23 protein-coding genes are annotated in these 22,719 nt (G+C 69.3%); 18 read left to right on the forward strand and 5 right to left on the reverse strand.

From position 1 onward, the window contains the following. The first annotated feature begins 14 nt into the window (after positions 1–14). The 4 genes from pgsA to pspM all read left to right on the forward strand — a co-directional run bounded on the left by pgsA (position 15) and on the right by pspM (position 2,818). The gene (gene pgsA, locus AC5Y5V_RS15315; protein WP_499936648.1) at positions 15–605 is read left to right on the forward strand and encodes a CDP-diacylglycerol--glycerol-3-phosphate 3-phosphatidyltransferase; all 591 of its coding nucleotides are present in this window, start codon (positions 15–17) and stop codon (positions 603–605) included. 76 nt (positions 606–681) lie between these two features. Beyond that, positions 682–1,020, forward strand: coding sequence for a transcriptional regulator ClgR (clgR, locus tag AC5Y5V_RS15320; protein WP_499936653.1), 339 nt, complete (start codon positions 682–684; stop codon positions 1,018–1,020). Between the two features lie 130 nt (positions 1,021–1,150). Further along, the gene (gene pspA / locus AC5Y5V_RS15325) at positions 1,151–1,975 is read left to right on the forward strand and encodes a phage shock protein PspA (protein WP_499936659.1); all 825 of its coding nucleotides are present in this window, start codon (positions 1,151–1,153) and stop codon (positions 1,973–1,975) included. An 18-nt stretch (positions 1,976–1,993) separates the two neighbouring features. Beyond that, positions 1,994–2,818 (forward strand): phage shock envelope stress response protein PspM, encoded by an 825-nt coding sequence (pspM, locus tag AC5Y5V_RS15330; protein ID WP_499936661.1) that lies wholly within the window; start codon positions 1,994–1,996, stop codon positions 2,816–2,818. Between the two features lie 12 nt (positions 2,819–2,830). Here pspM and AC5Y5V_RS15335 read toward each other — a convergent pair whose 3' ends face one another. Both AC5Y5V_RS15335 and AC5Y5V_RS15340 read right to left on the reverse strand, forming a co-directional pair. Beyond that, entirely contained in the window at positions 2,831–3,229 is a 399-nt protein-coding gene (locus AC5Y5V_RS15335; protein WP_499936666.1) for a DUF5313 domain-containing protein, read from the reverse strand. Between the two features lie 3 nt (positions 3,230–3,232). Next, entirely contained in the window at positions 3,233–3,676 is a 444-nt protein-coding gene (locus AC5Y5V_RS15340) for a limonene-1,2-epoxide hydrolase family protein (protein WP_499936670.1), read from the reverse strand. Positions 3,677–3,719: 43 nt separating this feature from the next. Between AC5Y5V_RS15340 and AC5Y5V_RS15345 the strand changes: the two genes are divergently transcribed. Together AC5Y5V_RS15345 and AC5Y5V_RS15350 are read left to right on the forward strand one after the other, a co-directional pair. Then, complete coding sequence (locus AC5Y5V_RS15345) at positions 3,720–4,886, forward strand: glycosyltransferase (protein ID WP_499936673.1); 1,167 nt, start codon at positions 3,720–3,722, stop codon at positions 4,884–4,886. Positions 4,887–4,900: 14 nt separating this feature from the next. Then, positions 4,901–5,095, forward strand: a complete 195-nt coding sequence (locus AC5Y5V_RS15350; RefSeq protein ID WP_499936675.1) for a DUF3046 domain-containing protein — start codon at positions 4,901–4,903, stop codon at positions 5,093–5,095. Here AC5Y5V_RS15350 and AC5Y5V_RS15355 read toward each other — a convergent pair. Continuing rightward, the gene (locus AC5Y5V_RS15355) at positions 5,086–5,757 is read right to left on the reverse strand and encodes a (2Fe-2S)-binding protein (protein WP_499936679.1); all 672 of its coding nucleotides are present in this window, start codon (positions 5,755–5,757) and stop codon (positions 5,086–5,088) included. The two genes, AC5Y5V_RS15350 and AC5Y5V_RS15355, sit on opposite strands and share 10 nt — an antisense overlap. A gap of 185 nt (positions 5,758–5,942) precedes the next feature. Between AC5Y5V_RS15355 and recA the strand changes: the two genes are divergently transcribed. Genes recA through AC5Y5V_RS15375 form a run of 4 tightly spaced genes read left to right on the forward strand, consistent with a single transcriptional unit; the run spans position 5,943 to position 10,713 of the window. Beyond that, positions 5,943–8,075, forward strand: coding sequence for an intein-containing recombinase RecA (gene recA, locus AC5Y5V_RS15360; RefSeq protein ID WP_499936684.1), 2,133 nt, complete (start codon positions 5,943–5,945; stop codon positions 8,073–8,075). Further along, positions 8,041–8,556 (forward strand): recombination regulator RecX, encoded by a 516-nt coding sequence (recX, locus tag AC5Y5V_RS15365; RefSeq protein WP_499936688.1) that lies wholly within the window; start codon positions 8,041–8,043, stop codon positions 8,554–8,556. The genes recA and recX overlap by 35 nt, the downstream gene beginning before the upstream one ends. Before the next feature lie 46 nt (positions 8,557–8,602). Next, the gene (miaB, locus tag AC5Y5V_RS15370; RefSeq protein ID WP_499936690.1) at positions 8,603–10,114 is read left to right on the forward strand and encodes a tRNA (N6-isopentenyl adenosine(37)-C2)-methylthiotransferase MiaB; all 1,512 of its coding nucleotides are present in this window, start codon (positions 8,603–8,605) and stop codon (positions 10,112–10,114) included. Then, entirely contained in the window at positions 10,111–10,713 is a 603-nt protein-coding gene (locus AC5Y5V_RS15375; RefSeq protein WP_499936692.1) for an Rv2732c family membrane protein, read from the forward strand. Before miaB ends, AC5Y5V_RS15375 begins: the two co-directional genes overlap by 4 nt. Here the strand turns inward: AC5Y5V_RS15375 and AC5Y5V_RS15380 are convergent. Further along, positions 10,710–12,038 carry a DUF349 domain-containing protein gene (locus AC5Y5V_RS15380; protein WP_499936694.1) on the reverse strand — a complete coding sequence of 443 codons (1,329 nt, stop codon included), beginning with the start codon at positions 12,036–12,038 and terminating at the stop codon, positions 10,710–10,712. The two genes, AC5Y5V_RS15375 and AC5Y5V_RS15380, sit on opposite strands and share 4 nt — an antisense overlap. 249 nt (positions 12,039–12,287) lie before the next feature. Here AC5Y5V_RS15380 and AC5Y5V_RS15385 point away from each other — a divergent pair, with 249 nt between their 5' ends. From AC5Y5V_RS15385 to AC5Y5V_RS15415, 7 genes are all read left to right on the forward strand, one after another. Beyond that, positions 12,288–13,193 carry a DMT family transporter gene (locus tag AC5Y5V_RS15385; RefSeq protein ID WP_499936952.1) on the forward strand — a complete coding sequence of 302 codons (906 nt, stop codon included), beginning with the start codon at positions 12,288–12,290 and terminating at the stop codon, positions 13,191–13,193. Positions 13,194–13,218: 25 nt separating this feature from the next. Next, complete coding sequence (locus AC5Y5V_RS15390; RefSeq protein WP_499936696.1) at positions 13,219–13,902, forward strand: class III extradiol ring-cleavage dioxygenase family protein; 684 nt, start codon at positions 13,219–13,221, stop codon at positions 13,900–13,902. After that, complete coding sequence (gene miaA, locus AC5Y5V_RS15395) at positions 13,899–14,843, forward strand: tRNA (adenosine(37)-N6)-dimethylallyltransferase MiaA (RefSeq protein ID WP_499936955.1); 945 nt, start codon at positions 13,899–13,901, stop codon at positions 14,841–14,843. Before AC5Y5V_RS15390 ends, miaA begins: the two co-directional genes overlap by 4 nt. Positions 14,844–14,900: 57 nt before the next feature. Next, on the forward strand, positions 14,901–15,770 hold the full coding sequence (dapF, locus tag AC5Y5V_RS15400) for a diaminopimelate epimerase (protein ID WP_499936698.1): 870 nt from the start codon (positions 14,901–14,903) through the stop codon (positions 15,768–15,770). Between the two features lie 50 nt (positions 15,771–15,820). Then, entirely contained in the window at positions 15,821–17,263 is a 1,443-nt protein-coding gene (gene hflX / locus AC5Y5V_RS15405) for a GTPase HflX (RefSeq protein WP_499936700.1), read from the forward strand. A 123-nt stretch (positions 17,264–17,386) separates the two neighbouring features. After that, positions 17,387–18,547, forward strand: a complete 1,161-nt coding sequence (locus AC5Y5V_RS15410) for an acyl-CoA dehydrogenase family protein (RefSeq protein ID WP_499936702.1) — start codon at positions 17,387–17,389, stop codon at positions 18,545–18,547. A gap of 296 nt (positions 18,548–18,843) precedes the next feature. Further along, complete coding sequence (locus AC5Y5V_RS15415) at positions 18,844–21,213, forward strand: sunset domain-containing protein (RefSeq protein WP_499936704.1); 2,370 nt, start codon at positions 18,844–18,846, stop codon at positions 21,211–21,213. A 9-nt stretch (positions 21,214–21,222) separates the two neighbouring features. Here AC5Y5V_RS15415 and lexA read toward each other — a convergent pair whose 3' ends face one another. Next, entirely contained in the window at positions 21,223–21,891 is a 669-nt protein-coding gene (lexA, locus tag AC5Y5V_RS15420) for a transcriptional repressor LexA (protein WP_499936707.1), read from the reverse strand. Positions 21,892–22,186: 295 nt separating this feature from the next. On the opposite strand from lexA, the gene AC5Y5V_RS15425 reads away from it, so the two are divergent. Then, positions 22,187–22,684 carry a LysM peptidoglycan-binding domain-containing protein gene (locus AC5Y5V_RS15425; protein ID WP_499936710.1) on the forward strand — a complete coding sequence of 166 codons (498 nt, stop codon included), beginning with the start codon at positions 22,187–22,189 and terminating at the stop codon, positions 22,682–22,684. The last annotated feature ends 35 nt before the right edge of the window (positions 22,685–22,719 follow it).

Consider the following 22,719-nt stretch of genomic DNA (forward strand, 5'->3'; position numbering starts at 1 on the left):
GCTATTCTGTTGCCGTGTCGGGGTCGCCGCAGACGGGTTCCGTAGGAGGCCGTGCACGCATCGCCAATCTGGCCAACGTGTTAACCGGCCTGCGTCTGCTGATGGTCCCGGTTTTCCTGTTCGCGCTGTTCTACGGGGGCGGCCACGTCAGCTCGGCCCGCATCGTGGCGTGGGCGATCTTCGCCGTCGCCTGCTTCACCGACCGCCTGGACGGCCAGCTGGCCCGCAACTACGGCATGGCAACCGAATTCGGCGCGTTCGTGGACCCGATCGCAGACAAGGCTCTGATCGGCTCGGCGCTGGTCGGGCTGTCCATGCTGCACGACCTGCCCTGGTGGGTCACGATCCTGATCCTGGCCCGCGAGGTTGCGGTGACCGTGCTGCGGTTGTCGGTGATTCGTCGCGGAGTCATCCCCGCCAGCTGGGGCGGCAAGCTCAAGACGCTTACCCAGGCGGTGGCGATCGGGCTGTTCATCCTGCCGTTGTCGGGTTGGCTGCACGCCTCGGCGGTGGTGGTGATGGTGGTCGCCATCGTGCTCACGATCGTCACCGGCATCGACTATGTGGCCTCGGCGATCAGGGAAGTTCGGCAGACGCCCCGCTGATCGGGGAACCAACACCGCCGCCGCCCACGTTCATCTCAAAGACTGGTCTGTCGACGACGCGGTAAAGGAGAGCTGGATGGGGCTATTGGTGCGCGAGGTCATCGGCGACGTGCTGCGTCGGGCCCGGACGGTGCAGGGCCGGACGCTGCGTGAGGTGTCCGACTCGGCGCGGGTGAGCCTCGGCTACCTCTCGGAGGTCGAGCGGGGCCGCAAGGAACCCTCGAGCGAGCTGCTCAACGCCATTTGCGACGCGTTGGAACTCCCGCTGTCGGAGGTGCTGATCGGCGCCGGCGAGCAGCTGGCGCGCGAAGAACACGCGGCGCGCACGGAACCTGGCACCCGGCCGGGCGGTCCTAGCATTGACGTCAGTACCAAGGTCGTCATTCCGCCGGTAGCCTCGCTGGCGGTGGCCTGAGTCCCACATCCGGTGGGCGCGGACGAGCAGTGGAGCACCAAAGGTGGGGAGATCGCCGCTGACGCACTAAATTGAGCGGCAGGTAAGGCAAGCCGACTAGGCACCCAGGAAGCGAAGGCGGAGCTAACTCATGGCCAATCCGTTCGTCAAGGCGTGGAAGTACCTGATGGCGCTGTTCAACTCCAAGATTGACGAGCACGCTGACCCCAAAGTGCAGATCCAGCAGGCCATCGAGGAAGCGCAGCGCACCCACCAGGCGCTGACCCAGCAGGCCGCGCAGGTGATCGGCAACCAGCGCCAGCTGGAGATGCGGCTGAACCGGCAGCTGGCCGACATCGAGAAGCTGCAGGTCAACGTGCGCCAGGCGCTGACGCTGGCCGACCAGGCCACCGCCGCCGGGGACGCCGCGAAGGCCGCCGAGTACAACAACGCCGCCGAGGCGTTCGCCGCCCAGCTGGTGACGGCCGAGCAGAGCGTGGAAGACCTCAAGACGCTGCATGACCAGTCGCTGGGCGCCGCGGCGCAGGCCAAGCGGGCCGTCGAGCAGAACGCGATGGTGTTGCAGCAGAAGATCGCCGAGCGCACCAAGCTGCTCAGCCAGCTGGAGCAGGCGAAGATGCAGGAACAGGTGAGCAAATCGCTGCGCTCGATGAGCGAGATCGCCGCGCCGGGCAACACCCCGAGCCTCGACGAGGTCCGCGACAAGATCGAGCGCCGGTACGCCAACGCGCTCGGCCAGGCCGAGCTGGCACAGGGCTCGGTGCAGGGCCGGATGCTCGAGATCCAGCAGGCCGGCGTGGAAATGGCCGGACATTCCCGGTTGGAGCAGATCCGCGCCTCGATGCGCGGGGAGGCGTTGCCGACGGGCGGCGCGGTTCCGGGGGCCGCCCCGGCCACACCCGCGGCCGCGGACCCCGCCCGCGGGCCGGTCGCCGAGAAACCATTCGGACAGTAAGGACAGTAAGGGGCGCAGATGGCGGTGAAGTCGACGCACGACGGGCAATGGCGGGCCTTGCTCGGGCGGGGGATGGACACCGTCACCGACCTGTCGGACCTGGTCGCGCAGAAGATCAGCGTCATGACCGACCCGCGCACGCGGGGGCTGCGCCGTCGTCGCCGCGCCTTGCGGTGGGGCCTGATATTCACCGCCGGGGTGGTGTTCTGGAGCCTGGTGACGATCTTGCTGGCGACCTGGAGCACGCCGTTCTGGGCGTTGCTGATCCCCATGCTGATCGCGGCGGGCGAGGTGTTTCCGGCGACGCTGTTGTTGCTGCGCTACCGCTGGCTGCGCAAGGAGCCGTTGCCGTCGCCGCGGCCGGCCAACGTTCGCCGGCTGCCCCCGCCGGGTTCGGCGGCGCGGCCCGCGATGGCCGCGCTCGGGGCGTCCGAACGCGGATTCTTCTCGCTGCTGGGCGTCATGGAGCGGGGCGAGATGTTGCCGATGGACGAAATCCGTGAGCTGACGGCCGCGGCCAACCAGACATCGGCGGCCATGGCGGCCACCGCGGCCCAGGTGGTCTCGATGGAGCGCGCGGCGCACTACACGCAGTCGTCACGCCCGCATCTGGCGCCGACGATCAACGCGTTCACCGCGCAGCTGGGCGAAGGCGTCCGGCAGTACAACGTCATGGTCACCGCCGCAGCCCAATTGGTGTCGTCGGCGAACGGGGAGGCCGGCCCGCGCGCCGGCGCGTTCAGCCAGCAGCACTACCGAGAGGAGCTGGTCGGCGCCACCGATCGGCTGCTCGGTTGGGCGCAGGCGTTCGACGAACTCGGCGGGTTGCGCAAAGCGGTCTAATCCTCGGGCCGTCTAATCCTCTGGCCGTGGGCCGTAGCGGTCGATATACGCCTGATGCTTGTGCGCATCGCGCTGGTGGTCGCGCTCGTTGACGAGTTCGGGGTCCAGGCCGTGCACCCGCAGCATGTGCTGCCGCCAGATCTTGTTCAGCGCGTGTGAGAAGTACACGAACGGAATGAAGATCGGCAGCGTCATGCTGAGGTGGACTTCGAGCGTCGTCGGGATCAGCCAGAATGGCGCGAGCACCAACAGCGCCGGAATCGCCACCCGCCGCATCATCCGGCCCGCCGCGCCCTTGCCGGCCAGGTCGTTGCGCACCCAGTCCAGCATCGAGTCCGGCAGCCGCCCGCCGCAGCAGTAGCGGATGAGCTGCAGGAAGTTCGGCCTGGTCCGGCCGGAATCGCCACTCATGGCTTACAGAGAAGTCCGCAGCGGCGGGACGACGACCGCGACCAGCCCGCGAACCGTCGCCTTGAGCATGTCGAACGCGTCGACATAGTCCCGCCACAGGGTGATCTGGCCGTCGCGGACCTCGAAGATGCCGCAGGCCCAGAACTGGATCCGCACGGGTCCGATGGTCAGGGCGTCGGTGCGTTCGGTGAGCACCGCGCTGCCGTCGGCGGCGACGCGGTGGATTTTCACCTCGAACCCGATGCGGCCCTGCATCCGGCTGAGTAGCTTCGCGGTGCGGCGCCCGCCCCGGATCCGGGAGAATCCCACGTTCTCGTAGACGAGGTCGTCGGCGAACAGCCCGTCGATGGTGTCGAAGTCCTCGTCCTGCAGGGCATTCAGGAAAGCCTCGACCGTGCGGGTGTTCTCGGTTGTTGTGTCACTTGGTGTCTGGGTCAGCTCGGTCATGGTCGCCAGAGTATTCGAGCGCGGCTGTGGCAGGGTAGGGCGGATGCGCGTCGCAGTGGTCGCCGGGCCGGATCCCGGACACTCGTTTCCGGCGATTGCGCTGTGCCGACGGTTCCTCGCCGCCGGCGACACGCCCAGGCTGTTCACCGGCGTGGAATGGCTCGACGCCGCCCGCGCCGCGGGCATCGACGCCGTCGAGCTGGACGGGCTGGTGGCGACCGACGAGGACATGGACGCCGGCGCCAGGATTCACCGGCGGGCCGCGCGGATGGCGGTGTTGATCGCGCCCGCGTTGCGTGAGCTGGCGCCGGATCTGGTGGTTTCCGACGTCATTACCGCGGGCGGCGGCATGGCCGCCGAGCTGCTGGGCATCCCGTGGGTCGAGCTGAACCCGCATCCGCTGTACCTGCCGTCGAGGGGCCTGCCGCCGATCGGTAGCGGGCTGGCGCCGGGCACCGGCCTCCGCGGCCGGTTGCGCGACACCGTGATGCGGGCGCTGACCGCCCGCTCCTGGCGTGCCGGCCTGCGCCAGCGGGCGGAGGCGCGGGCCGAGATCGGGCTGCCATGGAGCGATCCCGGTCCGGTGCGACGGCTGATCGCCACGTTGCCCGCGCTGGAGGTGCCGCGGCCGGACTGGCCGCCGGAGGCGGTGGTGGTGGGTCCGCTGCACTTCGAGCCGACGGACCGGGTGCTGCAGGTTCCCCCGGGCTCTGGGCCCGTGGTGGTGGTCGCGCCATCGACGGCGCTGACCGGGACCACCGGGCTGGCCGAGCTCGCGCTGCACTGCCTGACGCCGGGCGAGACGCTGCCGCCGGGGTCACGGCTGGTGGTGTCGCGGCTGGGCGGAACGGACCTGACGGTGCCGCCCTGGGCGGTTGTCGGGCTGGGGGATCAGTCCGAGCTGCTGACGCACGCCGACCTGGTGATCTGCGGCGGTGGGCACGGCATGGTGGCCAAGACGCTGATGGCCGGCGTGCCGCTGGTGGTGGTTCCCGGCGGCGGGGACCAGTGGGAGATGGCCAATCGCGTGGTGCGGCAGGGGAGTGCGCAGCTGATCCGGCCGCTGACCGCCGACGCGCTGGTCTCCGCCGTGGGCGCGGTGCTGTCGGCGCCGGGGTATCGGCAGGCTGCCGCCAGGGCCGCCGCCAGCCTGCGGGCCGTTGCCGACCCGGTGGCTGTGTGTCACGACGCGCTTGCCCTGGCGCGGTAAGTATCTTGGCTGGCGTGCGGCTGACCGAGTTCAACGAGCGCGTCGTCCTGCGATTCGGCGCGGCGTACGGTGCGTCGGTGCTGGTCGACCACGTGTTGACCGGCTTCGACGGCCGTACCGCCGCCCAGGCGATCGAGGACGGCGTCGAGCCCCGCGACGTCTGGCGGGCCCTGTGCGCCGACTTCGACGTGCCGCGGGATCAGTGGTGATGCGCACCGGGTGGCTCGTCGAATACGCAGTCGCCGCAGACGCCGCCGCCGGGGATGCGATAGAACAGGCAGCAGCTGCGCCGACGGAAGGCTAGCTGGCCGGTGATGGTTCCGGTCCCGGCCAGCTGCCCGGTGTCCAGCAGGGCGTGGGTGGTCTCGACGACGGGCCCGCGCAGGTCGGGCCGCGCCGACACCAGAGCTTTGGAGGCGCCGACGAGCGCGGACGCGATGTTGCCCGACAGCAGGGCCGGTGCCAGCTTGACGCGCAGGCCGGTCGCCAGGGGCTCCAGGTGTTGCTCCACGACCAGGCGGTACAGCCGGTCCGCCGACGGTTCGGCGGGTTCGCCGACGGGTTGGGGCAGGCGCAGTTCGGCGCTGTCGTCGGCGCGCTGCAGGTCTTTGAGGTCTGGGATGACGCCGTGACCCAGCGCGCACGCCAGGACGGGAGACCACAGCCGGGTGGCGTGGCTGAGCTGCACCAGCGACGCGCCGATCCGCAGGTCCGTGGCGTGGTAGCGGCGCACGGTGGCGTCGATCAGGTCGGCACAGCCGTCGGCGTAGGACTGGCCGACGGGATGCCATCCCGTCGGGTCGCCGCCCACGGTCAGCGCGAAAAACCCGCCGTAGGAGACTATTTCGGCCAGCTCGACGGAGATGTCCATGCTTGGGCGACCACCCTCCCCGGTCGCAGCTGATATTGCCACGCCCGGCGTGTCTGCTTGAGTCGAACAGGTGTTCGGCTACTGTGGTGAGCATTCGATGGAACCGACTTGTCGGACCCCACGCCTAACGTCTGGGACAACCGACCAACACCGGTCAATCGAACACCGACTACAGGAGAGGCACCATGGCACAAGCCCCCGACCGCGAGAAGGCCCTCGAACTGGCGATGGCCCAGATCGAGAAGAGTTACGGCAAAGGCTCGGTGATGCGTCTCGGCGACGAGACGCGTCAACCGATCTCGTCCATTCCCACCGGGTCCATCGCGCTGGACGTAGCCCTGGGCATCGGCGGCCTGCCCCGCGGGCGGGTCATCGAGATCTACGGCCCGGAATCCTCGGGTAAGACCACCGTCGCGCTGCACGCGGTGGCCAACGCCCAGGCCGCCGGCGGCGTCGCGGCGTTCATCGACGCCGAGCACGCGCTGGACCCCGAATATGCCAAGAAGCTCGGTGTGGACACCGACTCTTTGCTGGTCAGCCAGCCGGACACCGGCGAGCAGGCCCTCGAGATCGCCGACATGCTGATCCGCTCCGGCGCGCTGGACATCCTGGTCATCGACTCCGTGGCGGCGTTGGTGCCGCGCGCGGAGCTCGAAGGCGAGATGGGCGACAGCCACGTCGGTTTGCAGGCCCGGTTGATGAGCCAGGCGCTGCGGAAAATGACTGGTGCGCTGAACAATTCCGGAACTACCGCGATCTTCATCAACCAGCTGCGCGAAAAAATCGGTGTGATGTTCGGGTGTATGAATTACTCCACCCGAGTGACTCTGGCGGACGGCAGCAGCGAGAAGATCGGCAAGATCGTCAACAACAAGATGGACGTCGAGGTGCTGTCCTACGACCCGGTCACGGACCAGATCCTCCCGCGCAAGGTGGTGAATTGGTTCAACAATGGGCCTGCCGAGCAGTTCCTGCAATTTACCGTCGAAAAGTCCGGCGGCAACGGCAAATCACAATTCGCCGCCACGCCCAACCACCTCATTCGCACACCCGCCGGCTGGACCGAAGCTGGCGACCTCAACACCGGAGATCGGGTGCTGGCCAGCGAACCCCATCTGCTCAGCGACCATCAGTTCCAGGTGGTGATGGGCTCGCTGATGGGCGACGGGAACCTCTCGCCCAACCTACGCGACCGCAACGGTGTCCGATTCCGGCTGGGACACGGCGCCAAGCAACTCGGCTATCTGCAATGGAAGACCGCATTGATGGGCAACATTCGGCACACGGTGCAGGAGAACGCGAAGGGTGCAAGCTTCGTCGACTTCACCCCGCTGGCGGAGCTTGCGGAGCTGCGGCGCGCGGTGTACCTGGGGGATGGCAAGAAATTCTTCTCCGAGGAATATCTCAAGGCGCTGACCCCGCTGGCACTGGCCATCTGGTACATGGACGACGGATCATTCAGCCTCCGATCCAAGGGATTACAACAACGCACCGCCGGTGGCAGCGGCCGCATCGAGATCTGCGTCGAGGCCATGACCGAAGGGACGCGGGTGCGGTTGCGCGATTATCTGCGTGACAACCACGGGCTGAATGTGAGACTGCGCTGTGCCGGTACGGCCGGCAAGGCGGTACTGGTCTTCTCGACAGCGGCATCGGCCAAGTTCCAGGCGCTGGTAGCGCCCTACATGGCGCCGTCCATGGAGTACAAATTGCTGCCCCGGTTCCGTGGCCAAAGCACGGTGTCGCCCCAATTCGTCGCGCCGACGCAGCGTCTGGTGCCGGCCCGGGTGCTGGATGTGCATGTCAAGCCGCACACTCGCTCGATGAATCGTTACGACATCGAGGTCGAGGGCAATCACAACTACTTCGTCGACGGGGTGATGGTGCATAACTCACCTGAAACGACCACGGGCGGAAAGGCTTTGAAGTTCTACGCGTCGGTGCGCATGGACGTGCGCCGGATCGAGACGCTCAAGGACGGCACCAACGCGGTCGGCAACCGCACCCGGGTCAAGGTCGTCAAGAACAAAGTGGCGGCCCCGTTCAAACAGGCCGAGTTCGACATCCTCTATGGCAGGGGTATCAGCAAGGAAGGCTCGCTGATCGACATGGGCGTGGACCAGGGCTTCATCCGCAAGTCCGGCTCTTGGTTCACCTACGAGGGCGAGCAGCTGGGTCAGGGCAAGGAGAACGCCCGCAACTTCCTGATGGAGAACACCGACGTGGCCAACGAGATCGAGAAGAAGATCAAGGAAAAGCTTGGCATTGGCGCGGTTCTGACCGATGACGACGTCCTGCCCGCCCCCGTCGACTTCTGATCGCGAAGAGCAGGCGCGGGCGCTGTGCCTGCGCCTGCTCACCACGAGGTCGCGGACCCGGGCCGAGCTCTCCGGCCAGCTGACGAAACGCGGATACCCCGACGACGTCAGCGGCAGGGTACTGGACCGGCTGGCCGCCGTCGGGCTGGTTGACGACGCCGCATTCGCCGAGCAGTGGGTGGAATCGCGCCGGTCGAGGGCGGGTAAGGGCAGGCGCGCTCTGGCCGCCGAGTTGCACACCAAGGGCGTCGACAACGACCTGATCACCACGGTGCTGGCCGGAATCGATGCCGGGGCCGAGCGGGAACGGGCCGAGCAACTGGTGCGCGCCAGGCTGCGGCGGGAGAACCTGGACGGGGACCAGCCAAAGGTCGCTCGACGGCTGATCGCGATGCTGGCGCGACGTGGCTACGACCAAGGGCTGGCCGGCGACGTCGTGAGCGTCGAGCTGCAGCTGGAGCTTGAGCGCCGCAGCATCTGACCAGGCCGAATCGGGTGCGGAGGCCTAACCGCCGTACCATTGCCCCGTGACTTCGACGGTGGCCCTGGACGCTGGGCCGGTGCGCACTTACCAGGTGCGCACCTACGGCTGCCAGATGAACGTCCACGACTCCGAGCGGCTGGCGGGGCTCTTGGAGGCGGCCGGCTACCAGCGGGCCGCCGACGGTGCCGACGCCGACGTGGTGGTCTTCAACACCTGCGCCGTGCGGGAGAACGCCGACAACAAGCTGTACGGCAACCTCAGCCACCTGGCCCCGCGCAAGCGCAGCAATCCCGAGATGCAGATCGCGGTCGGGGGCTGCCTGGCGCAGAAGGACAAGGACACGGTGCTGCGCAAAGCGCCGTGGGTCGACGTCGTGTTCGGCACGCACAACATCGGGTCCCTGCCGACGCTGCTGGACCGGGCCCGGCACAACCGGGCCGCCCAGGTGGAGATCGCCGAGGCGCTGCAGCAGTTCCCGTCGTCGCTGCCGAGCGCGCGCGAATCCGCCTACGCCGCCTGGGTTTCCATCTCCGTCGGCTGCAACAACAGCTGCACCTTCTGCATCGTCCCGTCGTTAAGGGGCAAGGAGGTCGATCGCAGCCCGGACGACATCCTGGCCGAGGTGCGGTCGCTGGTGGACGACGGCGTCGTTGAGGTGACCCTGCTGGGCCAGAACGTCAACGCCTACGGCGTCTCGTTCGCCGACCCGACGCTGCCCCGCAACCGCGGCGCCTTCGCCGAGCTGCTCAAACAGTGCGGCCGCATCGACGGCCTGGAGCGGGTGCGGTTCACCTCCCCGCACCCGGCCGAGTTCACCGACGACGTCATCGAGGCGATGGCGCAGACGGCCAACGTCTGCCCCGCCCTGCACATGCCGCTGCAGTCCGGATCCGACCGGGTGCTGCGCGCGATGCGGCGGTCCTACCGCGCCGAGCGCTACCTGGGCATCATCGACCGCGTAAGGGAGGCCATGCCGCACGCCGCCATCACCACCGACCTGATCGTCGGCTTCCCAGGCGAGACCGAAGAGGACTTCGCGCAAACCCTCGAGGTGGTGCGGCGGGCCCGGTTCGCGGCGGCCTTCACCTTCCAGTACTCCAAGCGGCCCGGCACGCCGGCCGCGGACCTGCCCGCACAGTTGCCGAAAGCCGTTGTGCAGGAACGCTATGAGCGGCTGGTCGAGCTGCAGGAGAGCATCTCGCTGGAAGCGAACACGGCGCTCGTGGGGGAGACGGTCGAACTGCTCGTGGCCACCGGTGAGGGACGCAAGGACGCCCGCACCGCGCGGATGACCGGACGTGCCCGCGACGGCCGACTGGTGCATTTCGCGGCGAACCCCGACGTCCGGCCCGGCGACATCATCACCACGACGGTCACCGAGGCCGCCCCGCACCACCTGATCGCCGACGCCGGCATCCTGACCCACCGCCGCACCCGCGCGGGCGACGCGCACGCCGCCGGAAGCAAGCCGCGCGACGCGCGTCCCACCGGCCTGGGCATGCCCGGCCTCGGCCGCCCGGCCGAACGCATCGAGCCGCTAGGGTGCACCCGATGAACGCCGAACGGGACTTCGACGCCTTCCGGGCCGAAATCGAGGCCGCCGAACGCCGGGTGGCCCGTGAGATCGACCCCGGCCCAAGGGGTTTCATCGTGGCCATCCTGGTGTTCGTGCTGCTGGGCTCGTTTGCGCTGTCGCACACCGGCCACGTGCGGGGCTGGGACGTGCTGTTCAGCACCCACGACGCCGGCGCGGCCGCGGTGGCCCTGCCGTCGCGGGTGTTCGCCTGGCTGGCCCTGGTGTTCGGCGTCGGCTTCTCGATGCTGGCCCTACTGACGCGGCGCTGGGCGCTGGCCTGGGTCGCGCTGGCGGGTTCGGCGCTGGCCAGCGGCGCGGGAATGCTGGCCGTGTGGTCGCGCCAGACCGTGGCGGTGGGTCATCCCGGACCGGGCATCGGGCTCATCGTCGCCTGGGTCACGGTGATCGTGCTGACGTTCTACTGGACCCGCGTGGTGTGGGCGCGCACCATCGTGCAACTCGCGGCCGAGGAGCAGCGCCGCCGCGTCGTCGCACAGCAGCAGTCCCGCACGCTGCTGGACAGCCTGCAAGACACCCCGGACGAGCCCGAGCCGCCCGAGCCCGGTGAGCAGGCTTAGGACCTGCGCGTCAGCGCCTTAGCCGCCGCGTCGGCCCACTGCCGCCACTGTTCGGCATTCGCCCTGGCCTCTTCGGCTTCCTTGGTCCGCCCGGCCGCCGCGGCCTTCTCGGCCTGCTGCGCGAACTGCTCGGCGCGGTTGCGGAACTGCTCGGCGCGGGCCTGCGCCTGCGGGTCGGACCAATCCGATTCGCCGGCGTCGCGCAGCTTCTTTTCGACGGCCCGCAGGCGTCGCTCCAGGTCCGCGCCGCGTTCCCGGGGCACCCGGCCGATCGCGTCCCATTTGTCGGCGATCGTGCGCAGCGCGGCGCGGGCGGAGTCGAGGTTGCCGGCGTCGAGCTTCTCCGCCTCGGCCAGCAGCGCTTCCTTGGCCGTGGCGTTGGCCCGCAACTCGGCGTCCTTCTCGGCCGTCGCGGCGTTACGCGCCGTGAAGAACGAGTCCTGGGCGGCCTTGAAACGGCGCCACAGCGCGTCGTCGACATCCCTGGTGGCGCGCCCCGCGGCCTTCCATTCGGTCAGCAGCTTGCGGAACTCGGCGCTGGTGGCCGTCCAGTCCGTCGACGAGGACAGCTCCTCGGCCTGCTCGCAGAGCCGCTCCTTGGACTGCCGGACCCCGGAACGCTCGCGGTCCAGCTCGGCAAAGTGGGATCCGCGCCGCCGGTTGAACGTTTCCCGGGCCGCCGAATAGCGCTTCCACAGCGCGTCGTCGACCTTGCGGTCCAGGCCGGTGATCGTCTTCCATTCCTCGAGGATTGCGCGCAGCCGGTCGCCGGCGACCTTCCACTGGGTCGAGTTGGTCGCCAGGTCCTCGGCCTCGGCGGCCAGCGCTTCCTTGCGGGCGGTCTGTTCGGCCCGATGCACCTCGCGCCGGGAGCGCACCGCGACGACGATGACGTCGATGCGGGCGAGCAGGTTCTGCAGTCGTTCTTCGAGCGCGTCGATGTCCCCCAGCACCGAGGCCGTCGGCAAGGTCTCGGCCAGCGCGGCGGCGTTGGCCCGGATCTTGCGGGCGTCGCCGGTGCCCGACGTCAGCCGCTCCTCCATCAGGGTGATCTCGGTGCTCAGATCGTCGAACCGGCGACCGAAGTGGGCGAACGCGGCTTCGCGGTCACCGGCCTGCCAGGACCCGATCATGCGCTCGCCGGCCGCGGTGATCAGCCACACCGTGCCGTCGTCGTCGACGCGCCCGAACCGGTGTGGGTCGCTGTGCGGGGGCACGACGACCGGGTGTGCGGCGGGTCGCGGCGCAGGCCGGGGGCCTGGCCGCGGTCCGGGACGTGGTGCCGGCTTCGGTAAATCGCTGCCGCGAGGCTCGTCAACCGTCATGCTCGTCACCTGCCCTTTGCATCTTCCGCGCGGCGATTGGACTCCCGCGCATATCTGCCGCGCGAAGCGGCACCTTGTTACCGGCTCGTTCCAACAGAGTATTCAAGCAGCTTGGCGACGCTCACGCGCGTGCCTTGGCTCGGATAACAAATCAATTCCACCGTCGGCCGACCCATAGGGCATTGCCGCGCCGCCCGGTACGTTGGCACCCACGGCGGGGCAATTGGGGCCGGTGGGGGAGGCGTGACCATAGCGAAGGTTGATTTCGCGGTGTTGCTCGCGCTGTTCGCGGCGCTGATCTCGGGGGTCGGCGACGTGGTCCGGCAGCGCTCCGCGCAGGAAATCACCGAAAAGCGGGTCGGGCACCTCGAACTGCTCCGCATGTCGTTGCGGGACACCCGGTGGTGGCTGGGCGGGGTGGCCGCCGCGGCCAGCGCGGCGCTACAGGCGGTGGCGCTGGGCCTGGGTTCGGTGGTGCTGGTGCAGGCGCTGCAGGTGACGTCGCTGCTGTTCTCCCTGCCGGTGTACGCCTGGCTGACCAAGCACCGGTTGAGCCGTCGGGAGTGGGGCTGGGCGATCCTGCTGGCCGGCGCGGTGGCGGTCTTCGTCGGGATCGGCGAACCGGCCGCCGGCGACCAGCGGGTGTCGCCGCAGACCTGGGCCCTGGTGGCGGTGGTGATCGGCGCGGTGATGGTGTGCTGCGTGCTGGGCGCCCGGATCTGCACCGGCTCGGTGGCCGCGGTGCTGCTGGCGCTGGTGTCGGCGGCGTCGTGGGCGCTGTTCGCGGTACTCACCAAGGCGATCGTCGACACGCACCAGGGTCCGTCGGCGGTGCTGGGCATGCCGGAGTTCTACTTCTGGCTGTTGGTCGCGGGGGTCGGCACGGTGTTTCAGCAGTCGTCGTTCCGCGCCGGCGCCCTCACCGCGTCCTTGCCGACGATGACGGTGGCCGAGCCGCTGGTCGCGTCGCTGCTGGGGGTCACGGTGCTCGGCGAGACGCTGGGCGCCGACGGGTTCGAGCGCGTCGGCCTGGTGGTCGCCGTGGTGCTCGTCGTCGTTGCGACGACGGCGCTGGCCCGCGGCGAGGCCGCCTCCGTGGTTGCCGACACGGAACCCGACCCGAATGTGCGCGCCGAATGTGACGTCTATGCCTGACTTCTCGACCCGCTAGTTTGGTCACGTGCTGAGCGCCGTCGCGATCGTCCCGTGCGCGCCGGTGCTCGTTCCCGAACTCGCCGGAGCGGCCGCCGCCGAGGTGGCCGACCTGACGTCGGCGGTGCTCGCGGCGGCCGCCCTGTTGCCCGCGCGCTGGATCGTGGTGGGCACCGGCCCCGCGGACGCCGCAGTGGGTCCCGACGGCGTCGGCACCTTTGCCGGATTTGGCGTCGACGTGCCGGTGCGCCTTTCGCCGGCGGCCGCCGAGCCGGTCGACCTGCCGCTGTGCGCGCTGATCGGCGCCTGGCTTCGCGGCCAGGCCCGGCCCGAGGCCGTCGCGCAGATCCGCGTCTACCGCGGCGACGACGACGCCGACGCCGCCCTGGCCAGCGGTCGGCGGCTGCGCGCCGAGATCGACCGGTCGACCGAGGCCGTCGGCGTGCTCGTCGTCGCCGACGGCGCCAACACGTTGACTCCGAGGGCGCCGGGCGGCTACGACCCGGCCGGCGCGGATGCGCAACGCGCCCTCGACGACGCGCTTGCCGGCGGCGACGTCGCCGCGCTTGCGGGCCTACCCGCGCCGATCCTGGGCCGGGTGGCGTTCCAGGTGCTGGCGGGCCTCGCCGAGCCGGGCCCGCGGACCGCCAAGGAGCTCTACCGCGGCGCGCCGTTCGGGGTGGGCTACTTCGCGGGTGCATGGCAGCCGTGAGGCCGCTGGCGATTGTCGGCCCGACGGGCACCGGCAAGTCGGCGCTGGCGCTGGCCATCGCGGAACGGCTCGGCGGCGAACGCCTCAGCGCCGAGGTCGTCAATGCCGACGCGATGCAGCTCTACCGCGGCATGGACATCGGCACCGCCAAGCTGTCGGTCGCCGAGCGCCGCGGCGTCCCGCACCACCAGCTCGACGTCCTGGACATCACCGAAACCGCGACCGTGGCCCGCTACCAGCAGACGGCCGCCGCCGACGTAGAGGCGATCGCGGCCAGGGCAGCGGTGCCCGTCGTGGTCGGCGGTTCGATGCTCTACCTGCAGTCGCTGCTGGACGATTGGTCGTTTCCCGCGACCGACCCCGCCGTGCGGGTGCGCTGGGAACGCCGGCTCGCCGAGATCGGCGTGGGGGCGCTGCACGCCGAGCTGGCCAGCCGCGACCCGGCCGCCGCCGCGGCGATCCTGCCCACCGACGCCCGCCGCACCGTGCGCGCGCTCGAGGTGATCGAGCTCACGGGGCGCCCGTTCGCCGCGTCGGCGCCGCGCATCGGCGACCCGCGATGGGACACCGTGATTATCGGATTGGATTGTGAGACAACGCTTCTCGATGACAGACTGGCCCGGCGCACCGACCTGATGTTCGACCGCGGCCTGGTCGGGGAGGTGCGTGCGCTGATCCGCGACGGCCTGCGCGACGGCGTCACGGCCGCACGCGCGCTGGGCTACGCGCAGGTGCTCGCGGCGATCGACGCCGACGGCCCGGACCCCAAGCCGGAGCGGCTGCGCGCCGCGCGGGAGCAGACCTTTGTCGGGACCCGCCGCTACGTGCGACGTCAGCGCTCGTGGTTCCGCCGCGACCACCGCATCCACTGGCTCGACGCGGCTGTACCCACCGACCGGTTGGCCGAGGAGGCGTTGCGGCTCTGGCGGAACGTATCCTGATCGGGTGATGCGCGTCGGCGACGATGCAGAGCGAAGCGATGAGGAGGAGTGGCGCAAGTGATGTTCGCGAAGGGCCACGGCACCCAGAACGACTTCGTGCTGCTGCCCGACGTCGAGGCCGAACTCGACCTCACCGCGGCCCGGGTGGTCGCGTTGTGCGACCGGCGCCAGGGCCTGGGCGCCGACGGGGTGCTGCGCGTCACCACCGCAGGGGCGGCCGTGCGGGCCGGCACGCTCGAGCGCCTGCCCGACGGCGTCAGCGCCTACGACTGGTACATGGACTATCGAAACGCCGACGGGTCGATCGCCCAGATGTGCGGCAACGGCGTGCGGGTCTTCGCCCACTACCTGCGGGCGGCCGGCCTGGAGCCGCGCGACGAATTCGTCGTCGGGTCGCTGGCGGGCCCGCGGTTGGTCACGGTGCACCGCGTCGATCCGACCAACGCCGACGTGACCGTGGATATGGGCAAGGCCAACAGGTTCGGCGCGGGCGCCGCCGTGGTCGGGGGCCGGCGGTTCGACGGCCTGGCGGTCGACGTGGGCAACCCGCACCTGGCGTGTCTGGATCCGCGGCTCACCGCCGACGAGCTCGCCGCCCTGGACGTCGCGGCGCCGGTCGACTTCGACGCCGCCCAGTTCCCCGACGGCGTCAACATCGAAGTGCTCACCGCGCCGGAGGCCGGGGCCATCCGCATGCGCGTCCACGAGCGCGGCGTGGGGGAAACCCGGTCGTGTGGAACGGGCACGGTCGCCGCCGCGGTGGCCGGATTGGCATTCGCCGGCGCGGACACCGGGACGCTCACCGTGCGGGTGCCGGGCGGCGACGTCCTGGTCACCGTCACCAACGCCACCAGCTACCTGCGCGGCCCGTCGGTCCTCGTGGCCCGCGGAGAGCTCGGTGAACCCTGGTGGAACGCTCAGGGCTGAATTATTCGGATGCGCACCGACCGTTGTCCGTGCCACCATCGATATTGCCTATGACTCACTCAAATTCGCCGGATAACGGCCTCCCAGAATCCGTACCCAGCCTCGGGGAACTCGCCCTCGAGGACCGCTCGGCGCTGCGCCGGGTCGCCGGGCTGTCCACCGAGCTCGCCGACGTCACCGAGGTCGAGTACCGCCAGCTGCGGCTGGAACGCGTGGTCCTGGTCGGCGTGTGGACCGACGGCACCGCCGCCGACAACCAGGCCAGCCTGGCCGAGCTGGCGGCACTGGCCGAAACCGCCGGCTCGCAGGTGCTCGAAGGGCTCATCCAGCGCCGCGACCGGCCCGACCCGTCGACGTACATCGGCTCGGGCAAGGCGCAGGAGCTGCGCGAGGTGGTCGTGGCGACCGGCGCCGACACCGTCATCTGCGACGGCGAACTCTCCCCGGCGCAGCTCACCGCGCTGGAGAAGGCCGTCAAGGTCAAAGTCATCGACCGCACCGCGCTGATCCTCGACATCTTCGCCCAGCACGCCACCAGCCGGGAGGGCAAGGCGCAGGTATCGCTGGCCCAGATGCAGTACATGCTGCCCCGACTGCGCGGCTGGGGTGAGTCGATGTCACGGCAGGCCGGTGGTCGGGCCGGCGGCAGCGGCGGCGGCGTCGGCACCCGCGGCCCCGGTGAGACCAAGATCGAGACCGACCGGCGCCGCATCCGCGAGCGGATGGCCAAGCTGCGGCGCGAGATCAAGGAGATGAAGCAGGCCCGCGACACCCAGCGCAGCCGCCGGCTGCAGGCCGACATCCCGTCGATCGCTATCGTCGGCTACACCAACGCCGGCAAGTCCAGCCTGCTCAACGCGCTGACCGACGCCGGGGTGCTGGTGGAAGACGCGCTGTTCGCCACCCTGGAACCCACCACCCGTCGGGCCGAGTTCTTTCCCGGCACTAAGGACGCCAGGTCGTTCGTGCTCACCGACACCGTCGGCTTCGTGCGGCACCTGCCCACCCAGCTGGTCGAGGCGTTCCGCTCCACGCTGGAGGAGGTCGTCGACGCGGACCTGCTGGTACACGTCGTCGACGGCTCCGATGTCAACCCGCTGGCCCAGATCAGCGCCGTCCGCCAGGTCATCTCCGAGGTCATCGCGGACCATGACGGCGACATGCCGCCGGAGCTGCTGGTGGTCAACAAGATCGACGCCGCCGGCGACCTGATGCTGGCCCGGCTGCGCCACGAGCTGCCCGGCGCGGTGTTCGTGTCCGCCCGCACCGGCGACGGCATCGACGCGCTGCGGCGGCGGATCGCCGAGCTCGCCGCACCCACCGATGCCGCCGTCGACGTGGTGATCCCGTACCACCGCGGTGACCTGGTGGCCCGCGTGCACGCCGACGGCCGGGTCGAGCAGGCCGAACACAGCCCCGAGGGCACCCGGATCAAGGCGCGGGTTCCGGTGGCGCTGGCCGCCGCCCTGCGCGAGTTCGCCGCCCAGGAGTAAACCCGCCGCGCCGCGCCCGCACGCACCCGTCCCGCCCGCGCGCCCCGCCGTCGACCAACCGCCCGGTTGGTATATCTTGGGCACTACTCGTATCTGATTGGACATCCGGAGGTCCGCACACGCATGGGCAGTGCCATCAAATTCCAGCGCACCCTCTTCGAGCCCGAGCACGATCTGTTCCGAGAGTCCTACCGGGCCTTCCTCGACCGACACGTCGCGCCGTACCACGAGGAGTGGGAGAAGGCCAAGATCGTCGACCGCGGCGTATGGCTCGAGGCGGGCAAGCAGGGCTTCCTCGGCATGGCGGTGCCCGAGGAATACGGCGGCGGCGGCAACGCCGACTTCCGCTACAACACGATCGTCACCGAGGAAACCACCATCGGGCGCTACAGCGGCCTCGGGTTCGGCCTGCACAACGACATCGTGGCGCCCTACCTGCTGGAGCTGTGCACCGAAGAGCAGAAGCAGCGCTGGTTGCCCGGGTTCTGCAGCGGCGAGCTGATCACCGCGATCGCGATGAGCGAGCCCGGCACCGGCAGCGACCTGCAGGGCATCAAGACCCGCGCGGTCAAGCAGGACGACCACTACATCCTCAACGGCGCGAAGACGTTCATCACCAACGGCATCAACTCCGACCTGGTGATCGTGGTGGCGCAGACCGACCCGGACAAGGGCGCGCAGGGCTTTTCGCTGCTCGTCGTCGAACGCGGCATGGAGGGCTTCGAACGCGGCCGTCATCTGGAAAAGATCGGGCTGGAAGCGCAGGACACCGCCGAACTTTCCTTCACCGACGTGAAGGTGCCGGCCGAGAACCTGCTCGGCCAGGAGGGCATGGGGTTCATCTACCTGATGCAGAACCTGCCGCAGGAGCGCATCAACATCGCCATCATGGCGGCCGCGGGCATGGAAGCCGTCCTGGAGCAGACGCTGCAGTACACCAAAGAGCGCAAGGCCTTCGGCAAGCCGATCGGCAGCTTCCAGAACAGCCGGTTCCTGCTCGCCGAGCTGGCGACCGAGGCCACCGTGGTGCGCATGATGGTCGACGAGTTCATCGCGCTGCACCTTGAGGGGAAGCTGACCGTGGAGCAGGCCGCGATGGCCAAGTGGTATTCGACGGAGAAGCAGGTGCACCTGATCGACCGTTGCCTGCAGCTGCACGGCGGCTACGGCTACATGCGGGAATACCCCGTTGCGCGCGCCTATCTGGATTCGCGGGTGCAGACGATCTACGGCGGCACGACCGAGATCATGAAGGAGATCATCGGGCGCAGCCTGGGTGTCTAACCCTGCACTGGAGGGTCCACATCGTCGGGCCGATAAAGGCGTCACGTAACGTCGGCGCTTGTGTCTTCAGGTACCGGGCCGTCGAGCATCGGCCGATTTCCTTCGCGGCGCCCTCAGTCGCGGCGCGGGCGTGAAATGGCATCAATTCGACATCGGCGGGGTCTCTGTTTCCGAAACTTTGCAGATTTGACTTCGCAATTGTCATTCGCTCTAGCAAAGTTATGCGGGCCCGGCGACAATACCGACTGTCAACGGGGGATGGCGGATAAGGGCATTTCCGTCGGCTGGGAGGCTTGGTGAACGGGCAGAGTGGTCCATTGGGCAAGCTGTTCGGTCGGGCGCTGGTCAGCGTGGCGGCCACAGCGATGGCCGCGGTATTGCTGACCCCCGTTGCGCTGGCTTCGCCGATTGGCGACGCCGAAGCGGCAATGATGGCCGCGTGGGACAAGGCCGGTGGCGACACGTCTCCGCTGGGCGCGCGAAAGGGTGACGTTTACCCCGCCGGCGATGGATTCGCTCTGGAGTTCGCCGGCGGCAAGATGTATTTCACACCCGATACCGGTGCCAAATTCGTTTATGGACCGATTCTGGACAAATACGAAGCATTGGGCGGTCCGGCGGGCAGCGACCTCGGATTCCCGACCATCAACGAGGTCCCCGGCCTGGCCGGGCCCGACAGCCGGGTGGCCACATTCTCCGCCAGTGACAAGCCCGTCATCTACTGGACGCCCGACCGCGGTGCGCATGTGGTCCGCGGCCCGCTCAACGCCGCCTGGGACAAGCTGGGCAGCTCGGGCGGCGTGCTGGGCGTTCCGGTGGGGGACGAGACCTACGACGGCGACGTGGCCTCGCAGAAATTCAGCGGCGGCGCGATCTCCTGGAATCGCAAGACCAAGCAGTTCAGCACCGAACCCGCGGTGCTGGGCGAGCAGCTCAAGGACCTGCAGGTCACCCTCGATCCGGCCGCGGCCATCAACATGGCCTGGCGCGCGGCGGGCGGCGCGGGCGGTCCGCTAGGTGCCAGGAAGGCCGGTCAGTACCCCATCGGCGGCGACGGGATGGCGCAGGACTTCGCCGGCGGCAAGGTGTACTACAGCCCCGCCACCGGCGCGAATGCGGTCGAGAGCGACATCCTGGCCAAGTACGAGGCGCTCGGCGGTCCCGTCAGCAGCGACCTGGGCTTCCCGATCGCCAACGAGTCCGACGGCGGCATTTCGCCGTCGAGCCGGATCGCCGTGTTCTCGGGCGGCCCGGAGAAGCCGGTCATCTTCTGGACACCCGACCACGGTGCGTTCGTCGTGCGGGGGGCAATGAAGGCCGCCTGGGACAAGCTCAAGGGCCCCACCGGCAAGCTCGGCGCGCCGATCGGCGACCAGACCGTCGACGGTGATGTGATCTCGCAGAAGTTCACCGGCGGAAAGATCTCGTGGAACCGCGCCAAGAACACGTTCAGCACCGATCCGGCCAACCTTGCGCCTTTGCTGTCGGGCCTGCAGGTATCCGGTCAGAACCAGCCGAGCGGCTCGGCGATGCCCGCGCAGGCCAAGAAGTTCGCCTGGCACTGGTGGTACTTGCTGGCGGCCATCCCGCTGCTGGTGCTGCTGGTCCTGGTGGTGCTGGTGCTGACCGGATGGCGACGGCGCCGCGCCGGCCATGACGCCACCGGCTACGCCTATGAGGCCCCCGCCTACGAGCCTGACCACGAGCTAGACCACGCCGAGCATGGCTACGATGCCGCGGCCGCCGAACCGTGGGCTCACGATGACGCCGAATTCGACACCCACCAGCGCCCCCTTTCCGACGTGCATCCGTCGGAGCATCCGGACGGTGAAACCACCCGGATCAGCTGGCCGCGCAGCGCCGCGACCGCGGTGGTGCCGGAGGACGACGTGCCCTCCGAAGGACACGACCCTGACGACGAAGACGACTTTGCTGCCCTCGGTTTCGACGAGGAATTCGACGCCGAAGACGAAGACCCCGACGACGTGGACACCGACTCCATCCCGGTGCTGACGCATCCCGGCTTTGCGGGCCCCGACGAGGACACCGGCATCCCCGACGACCCGGCCGACGACGTCTTCACCGAGGCCCCACCGGAAGCCGGCTACTCCGACGACGTCTTTACCGAGGCGCCGCCCGACGCCCGCTATGCCGACGACCTGTTCGCCGAGGACGTGTTCGCTGACGACGTGGCGGCCGAGGACGTGGCGGCGGAAGCCGAGTTCCTCGAAGTCTCCGAGGTCTCCGGAGTCTCTGAGGTGCCCGAGATGTCCGCAATTCCCGAGTCGTTCGAGGCCCCCGAGTTCAGGGACGCCCCGGAAGCCGCGCCCAAGGCCGGCCGGCACGCGGCGATCGACAGCGAGCCCGGCGAGGACGACGACGGGGCGGAGATCACGGACATCATCCCCGCCGCGGGTCCGGCCGCCGCTGCGGAACGGGTCGGCGCCCCGCCGGTCGCGCTCGGCCAGGCGCAGCCCGCGCGCCCGACCATCCACCTGCCGTTGGACGACCCGTATCAGGCGCCCGACGGCTACCCCATCAAAGCCAGCGCGCGCTTCGGCCTGTATTACACGCCCAGCAGCGCGCTCTACGAGGACACTCTTCCCGAAATCTGGCTTGCCAGTGAGGAAGTCGCCGAAGCCAACGGCTTCATCAAGGCCGACTGAGGCTCCCGGCTATATCTTGCGGATCACCGTCACGACCTTGCCCAGGATGGTCGCATCGTTGCCGGGGATGGGATCGAACGCCGGGTTGTGCGGCATCAGCCACACCTGACCGCCCGCGCGCTTGAACGTCTTGACGGTGGCCTCGCCGTCGATCATGGCCGCGACGATGTCGCCGTTGTCGGCGACGTGCTGCTGACGCACCACGACCCAGTCGCCGTCGCAGATCGCGGCCTCGACCATCGAATCGCCCACGACCTTGAGCAGGAAGAGCGTGCCCTCGCCGACCAGCTCGCGTGGCAGCGGAAAGACGTCCTCGACGGCTTCCTCGGCGAGGATCGGACCGCCCGCCGCGATGCGTCCGAGCACGGGGACAAAGGTGGGCTCGGGCAAGGCGTCCGACCCGGCCACGTCGGTGACGGGCGGTGACGCGGCGCCGGCGACGTCGTCCGCGCTGCGGACATCGACCGCCCGCGGGCGGTTCGGGTCACGCCGCAGATAGCCCTTGCGCTCCAGGGTGCGCAGCTGGTGCGCCACGGAGGACGTCGACGTCAGGCCGACGGCGTCCCCGATCTCCCGGATGCTTGGGGGATAACCGCGGGTGGTTACCGAGGCGCGGATGACATTGAGGATGGTGCGCTGCCGTTCGGTGAGCCCCGAAGTGTCGTTGCTGTCGCTCATGCCACTGAATGTAGCCGTACCCGCCGACAGAATCAAACATGTGTTCGACGGGTGTGTCGCGGCGGCCCTCAGCCGCGATATCCGCCCGCAAGCTGCTGAATAACATGTGTGTAACTCTCGTCGAGTTCGGGTATCCGGGGCTCCATGACAGGAATCGAGACCGACGAACTTGTCGGTGGGGTGATCTAGCGTTTTGCTCGTGCGACACGCTTCGCTCAAATGTTCGGGTATCGAACACACGGGCGACTACAGTGTCGAACACACGAGCGAGAACCAGTCGACCGGAGGAACGCACATGACAATCATCTACACAGTCTCGCCGCGTACCGGCAGCCGCAGTGGCTATGACGGCCCGGGTAGCCTCGGCGCCCCCGTTCGGGGCCCCCGCTACGCGCCCGCCCGGTCCACCCGGCCCGGCCCGTCCCGGCCGGCAGGCGCGCCGAGCAGCTACCGCGGTACCGGTGTCCGGACGTCCGTCGCGTCGCACCGCCGTCGCCCGGTCCCGTTCGCGACGACGCTGGGCCTGGCGCTGCTGGCCGGGATGATCACCCTGTGGCTGGGCCTGGTCGGCCATTTCGGGCAGCTGGCCAACGGCGGTGATACGGCCGCCACGCACGTACCGGACCGGCTGGCCGTGGTCCGGGTCGAGCCCGGCGAGTCCCTTCAGGACCTGGCGGCGCGGGTGGCCCCCGACGCGCCGGTCCGTCAGGTCGCCGACCGCATCCGCGAGTTGAACGACCTCGGTTCTCCGTCATTGGTCGCGGGCCAGACCCTGATCGCACCGGTCGGCTAGGCGGTACCGAGTATTCGCCCTGCGGGGGAGCGCAC

This window comes from Mycobacterium sp. NGS68 (genome assembly GCF_059812195.1).

Bases quoted from the DNA above. Each gene is read 5' to 3' on its own strand.
- clgR (WP_499936653.1), top strand. From the start codon at position 682: ATGGGGCTATTGGTGCGCGAGGTCATCGGCGACGTGCTGCGTCGGGCC.
- lexA (WP_499936707.1), bottom strand. From the start codon at position 21,891: ATGAGCGACAGCAACGACACTTCGGGGCTCACCGAACGGCAGCGCACC.
- recX (WP_499936688.1), top strand. From the start codon at position 8,041: ATGACGACGTCCTGCCCGCCCCCGTCGACTTCTGATCGCGAAGAGCAG.
- pspM (WP_499936661.1), top strand. From the start codon at position 1,994: ATGGCGGTGAAGTCGACGCACGACGGGCAATGGCGGGCCTTGCTCGGG.
- recA (WP_499936684.1), top strand. From the start codon at position 5,943: ATGGCACAAGCCCCCGACCGCGAGAAGGCCCTCGAACTGGCGATGGCC.
- AC5Y5V_RS15380 (WP_499936694.1), bottom strand. From the start codon at position 12,038: ATGACGGTTGACGAGCCTCGCGGCAGCGATTTACCGAAGCCGGCACCA.
- AC5Y5V_RS15345 (WP_499936673.1), top strand. From the start codon at position 3,720: ATGCGCGTCGCAGTGGTCGCCGGGCCGGATCCCGGACACTCGTTTCCG.
- AC5Y5V_RS15425 (WP_499936710.1), top strand. From the start codon at position 22,187: ATGACAATCATCTACACAGTCTCGCCGCGTACCGGCAGCCGCAGTGGC.
- AC5Y5V_RS15335 (WP_499936666.1), bottom strand. From the start codon at position 3,229: ATGAGTGGCGATTCCGGCCGGACCAGGCCGAACTTCCTGCAGCTCATC.
- pspA (WP_499936659.1), top strand. From the start codon at position 1,151: ATGGCCAATCCGTTCGTCAAGGCGTGGAAGTACCTGATGGCGCTGTTC.
- AC5Y5V_RS15375 (WP_499936692.1), top strand. From the start codon at position 10,111: ATGAACGCCGAACGGGACTTCGACGCCTTCCGGGCCGAAATCGAGGCC.
- AC5Y5V_RS15355 (WP_499936679.1), bottom strand. From the start codon at position 5,757: ATGGACATCTCCGTCGAGCTGGCCGAAATAGTCTCCTACGGCGGGTTT.
- AC5Y5V_RS15410 (WP_499936702.1), top strand. From the start codon at position 17,387: ATGGGCAGTGCCATCAAATTCCAGCGCACCCTCTTCGAGCCCGAGCAC.
- AC5Y5V_RS15340 (WP_499936670.1), bottom strand. From the start codon at position 3,676: ATGACCGAGCTGACCCAGACACCAAGTGACACAACAACCGAGAACACC.
- hflX (WP_499936700.1), top strand. From the start codon at position 15,821: ATGACTCACTCAAATTCGCCGGATAACGGCCTCCCAGAATCCGTACCC.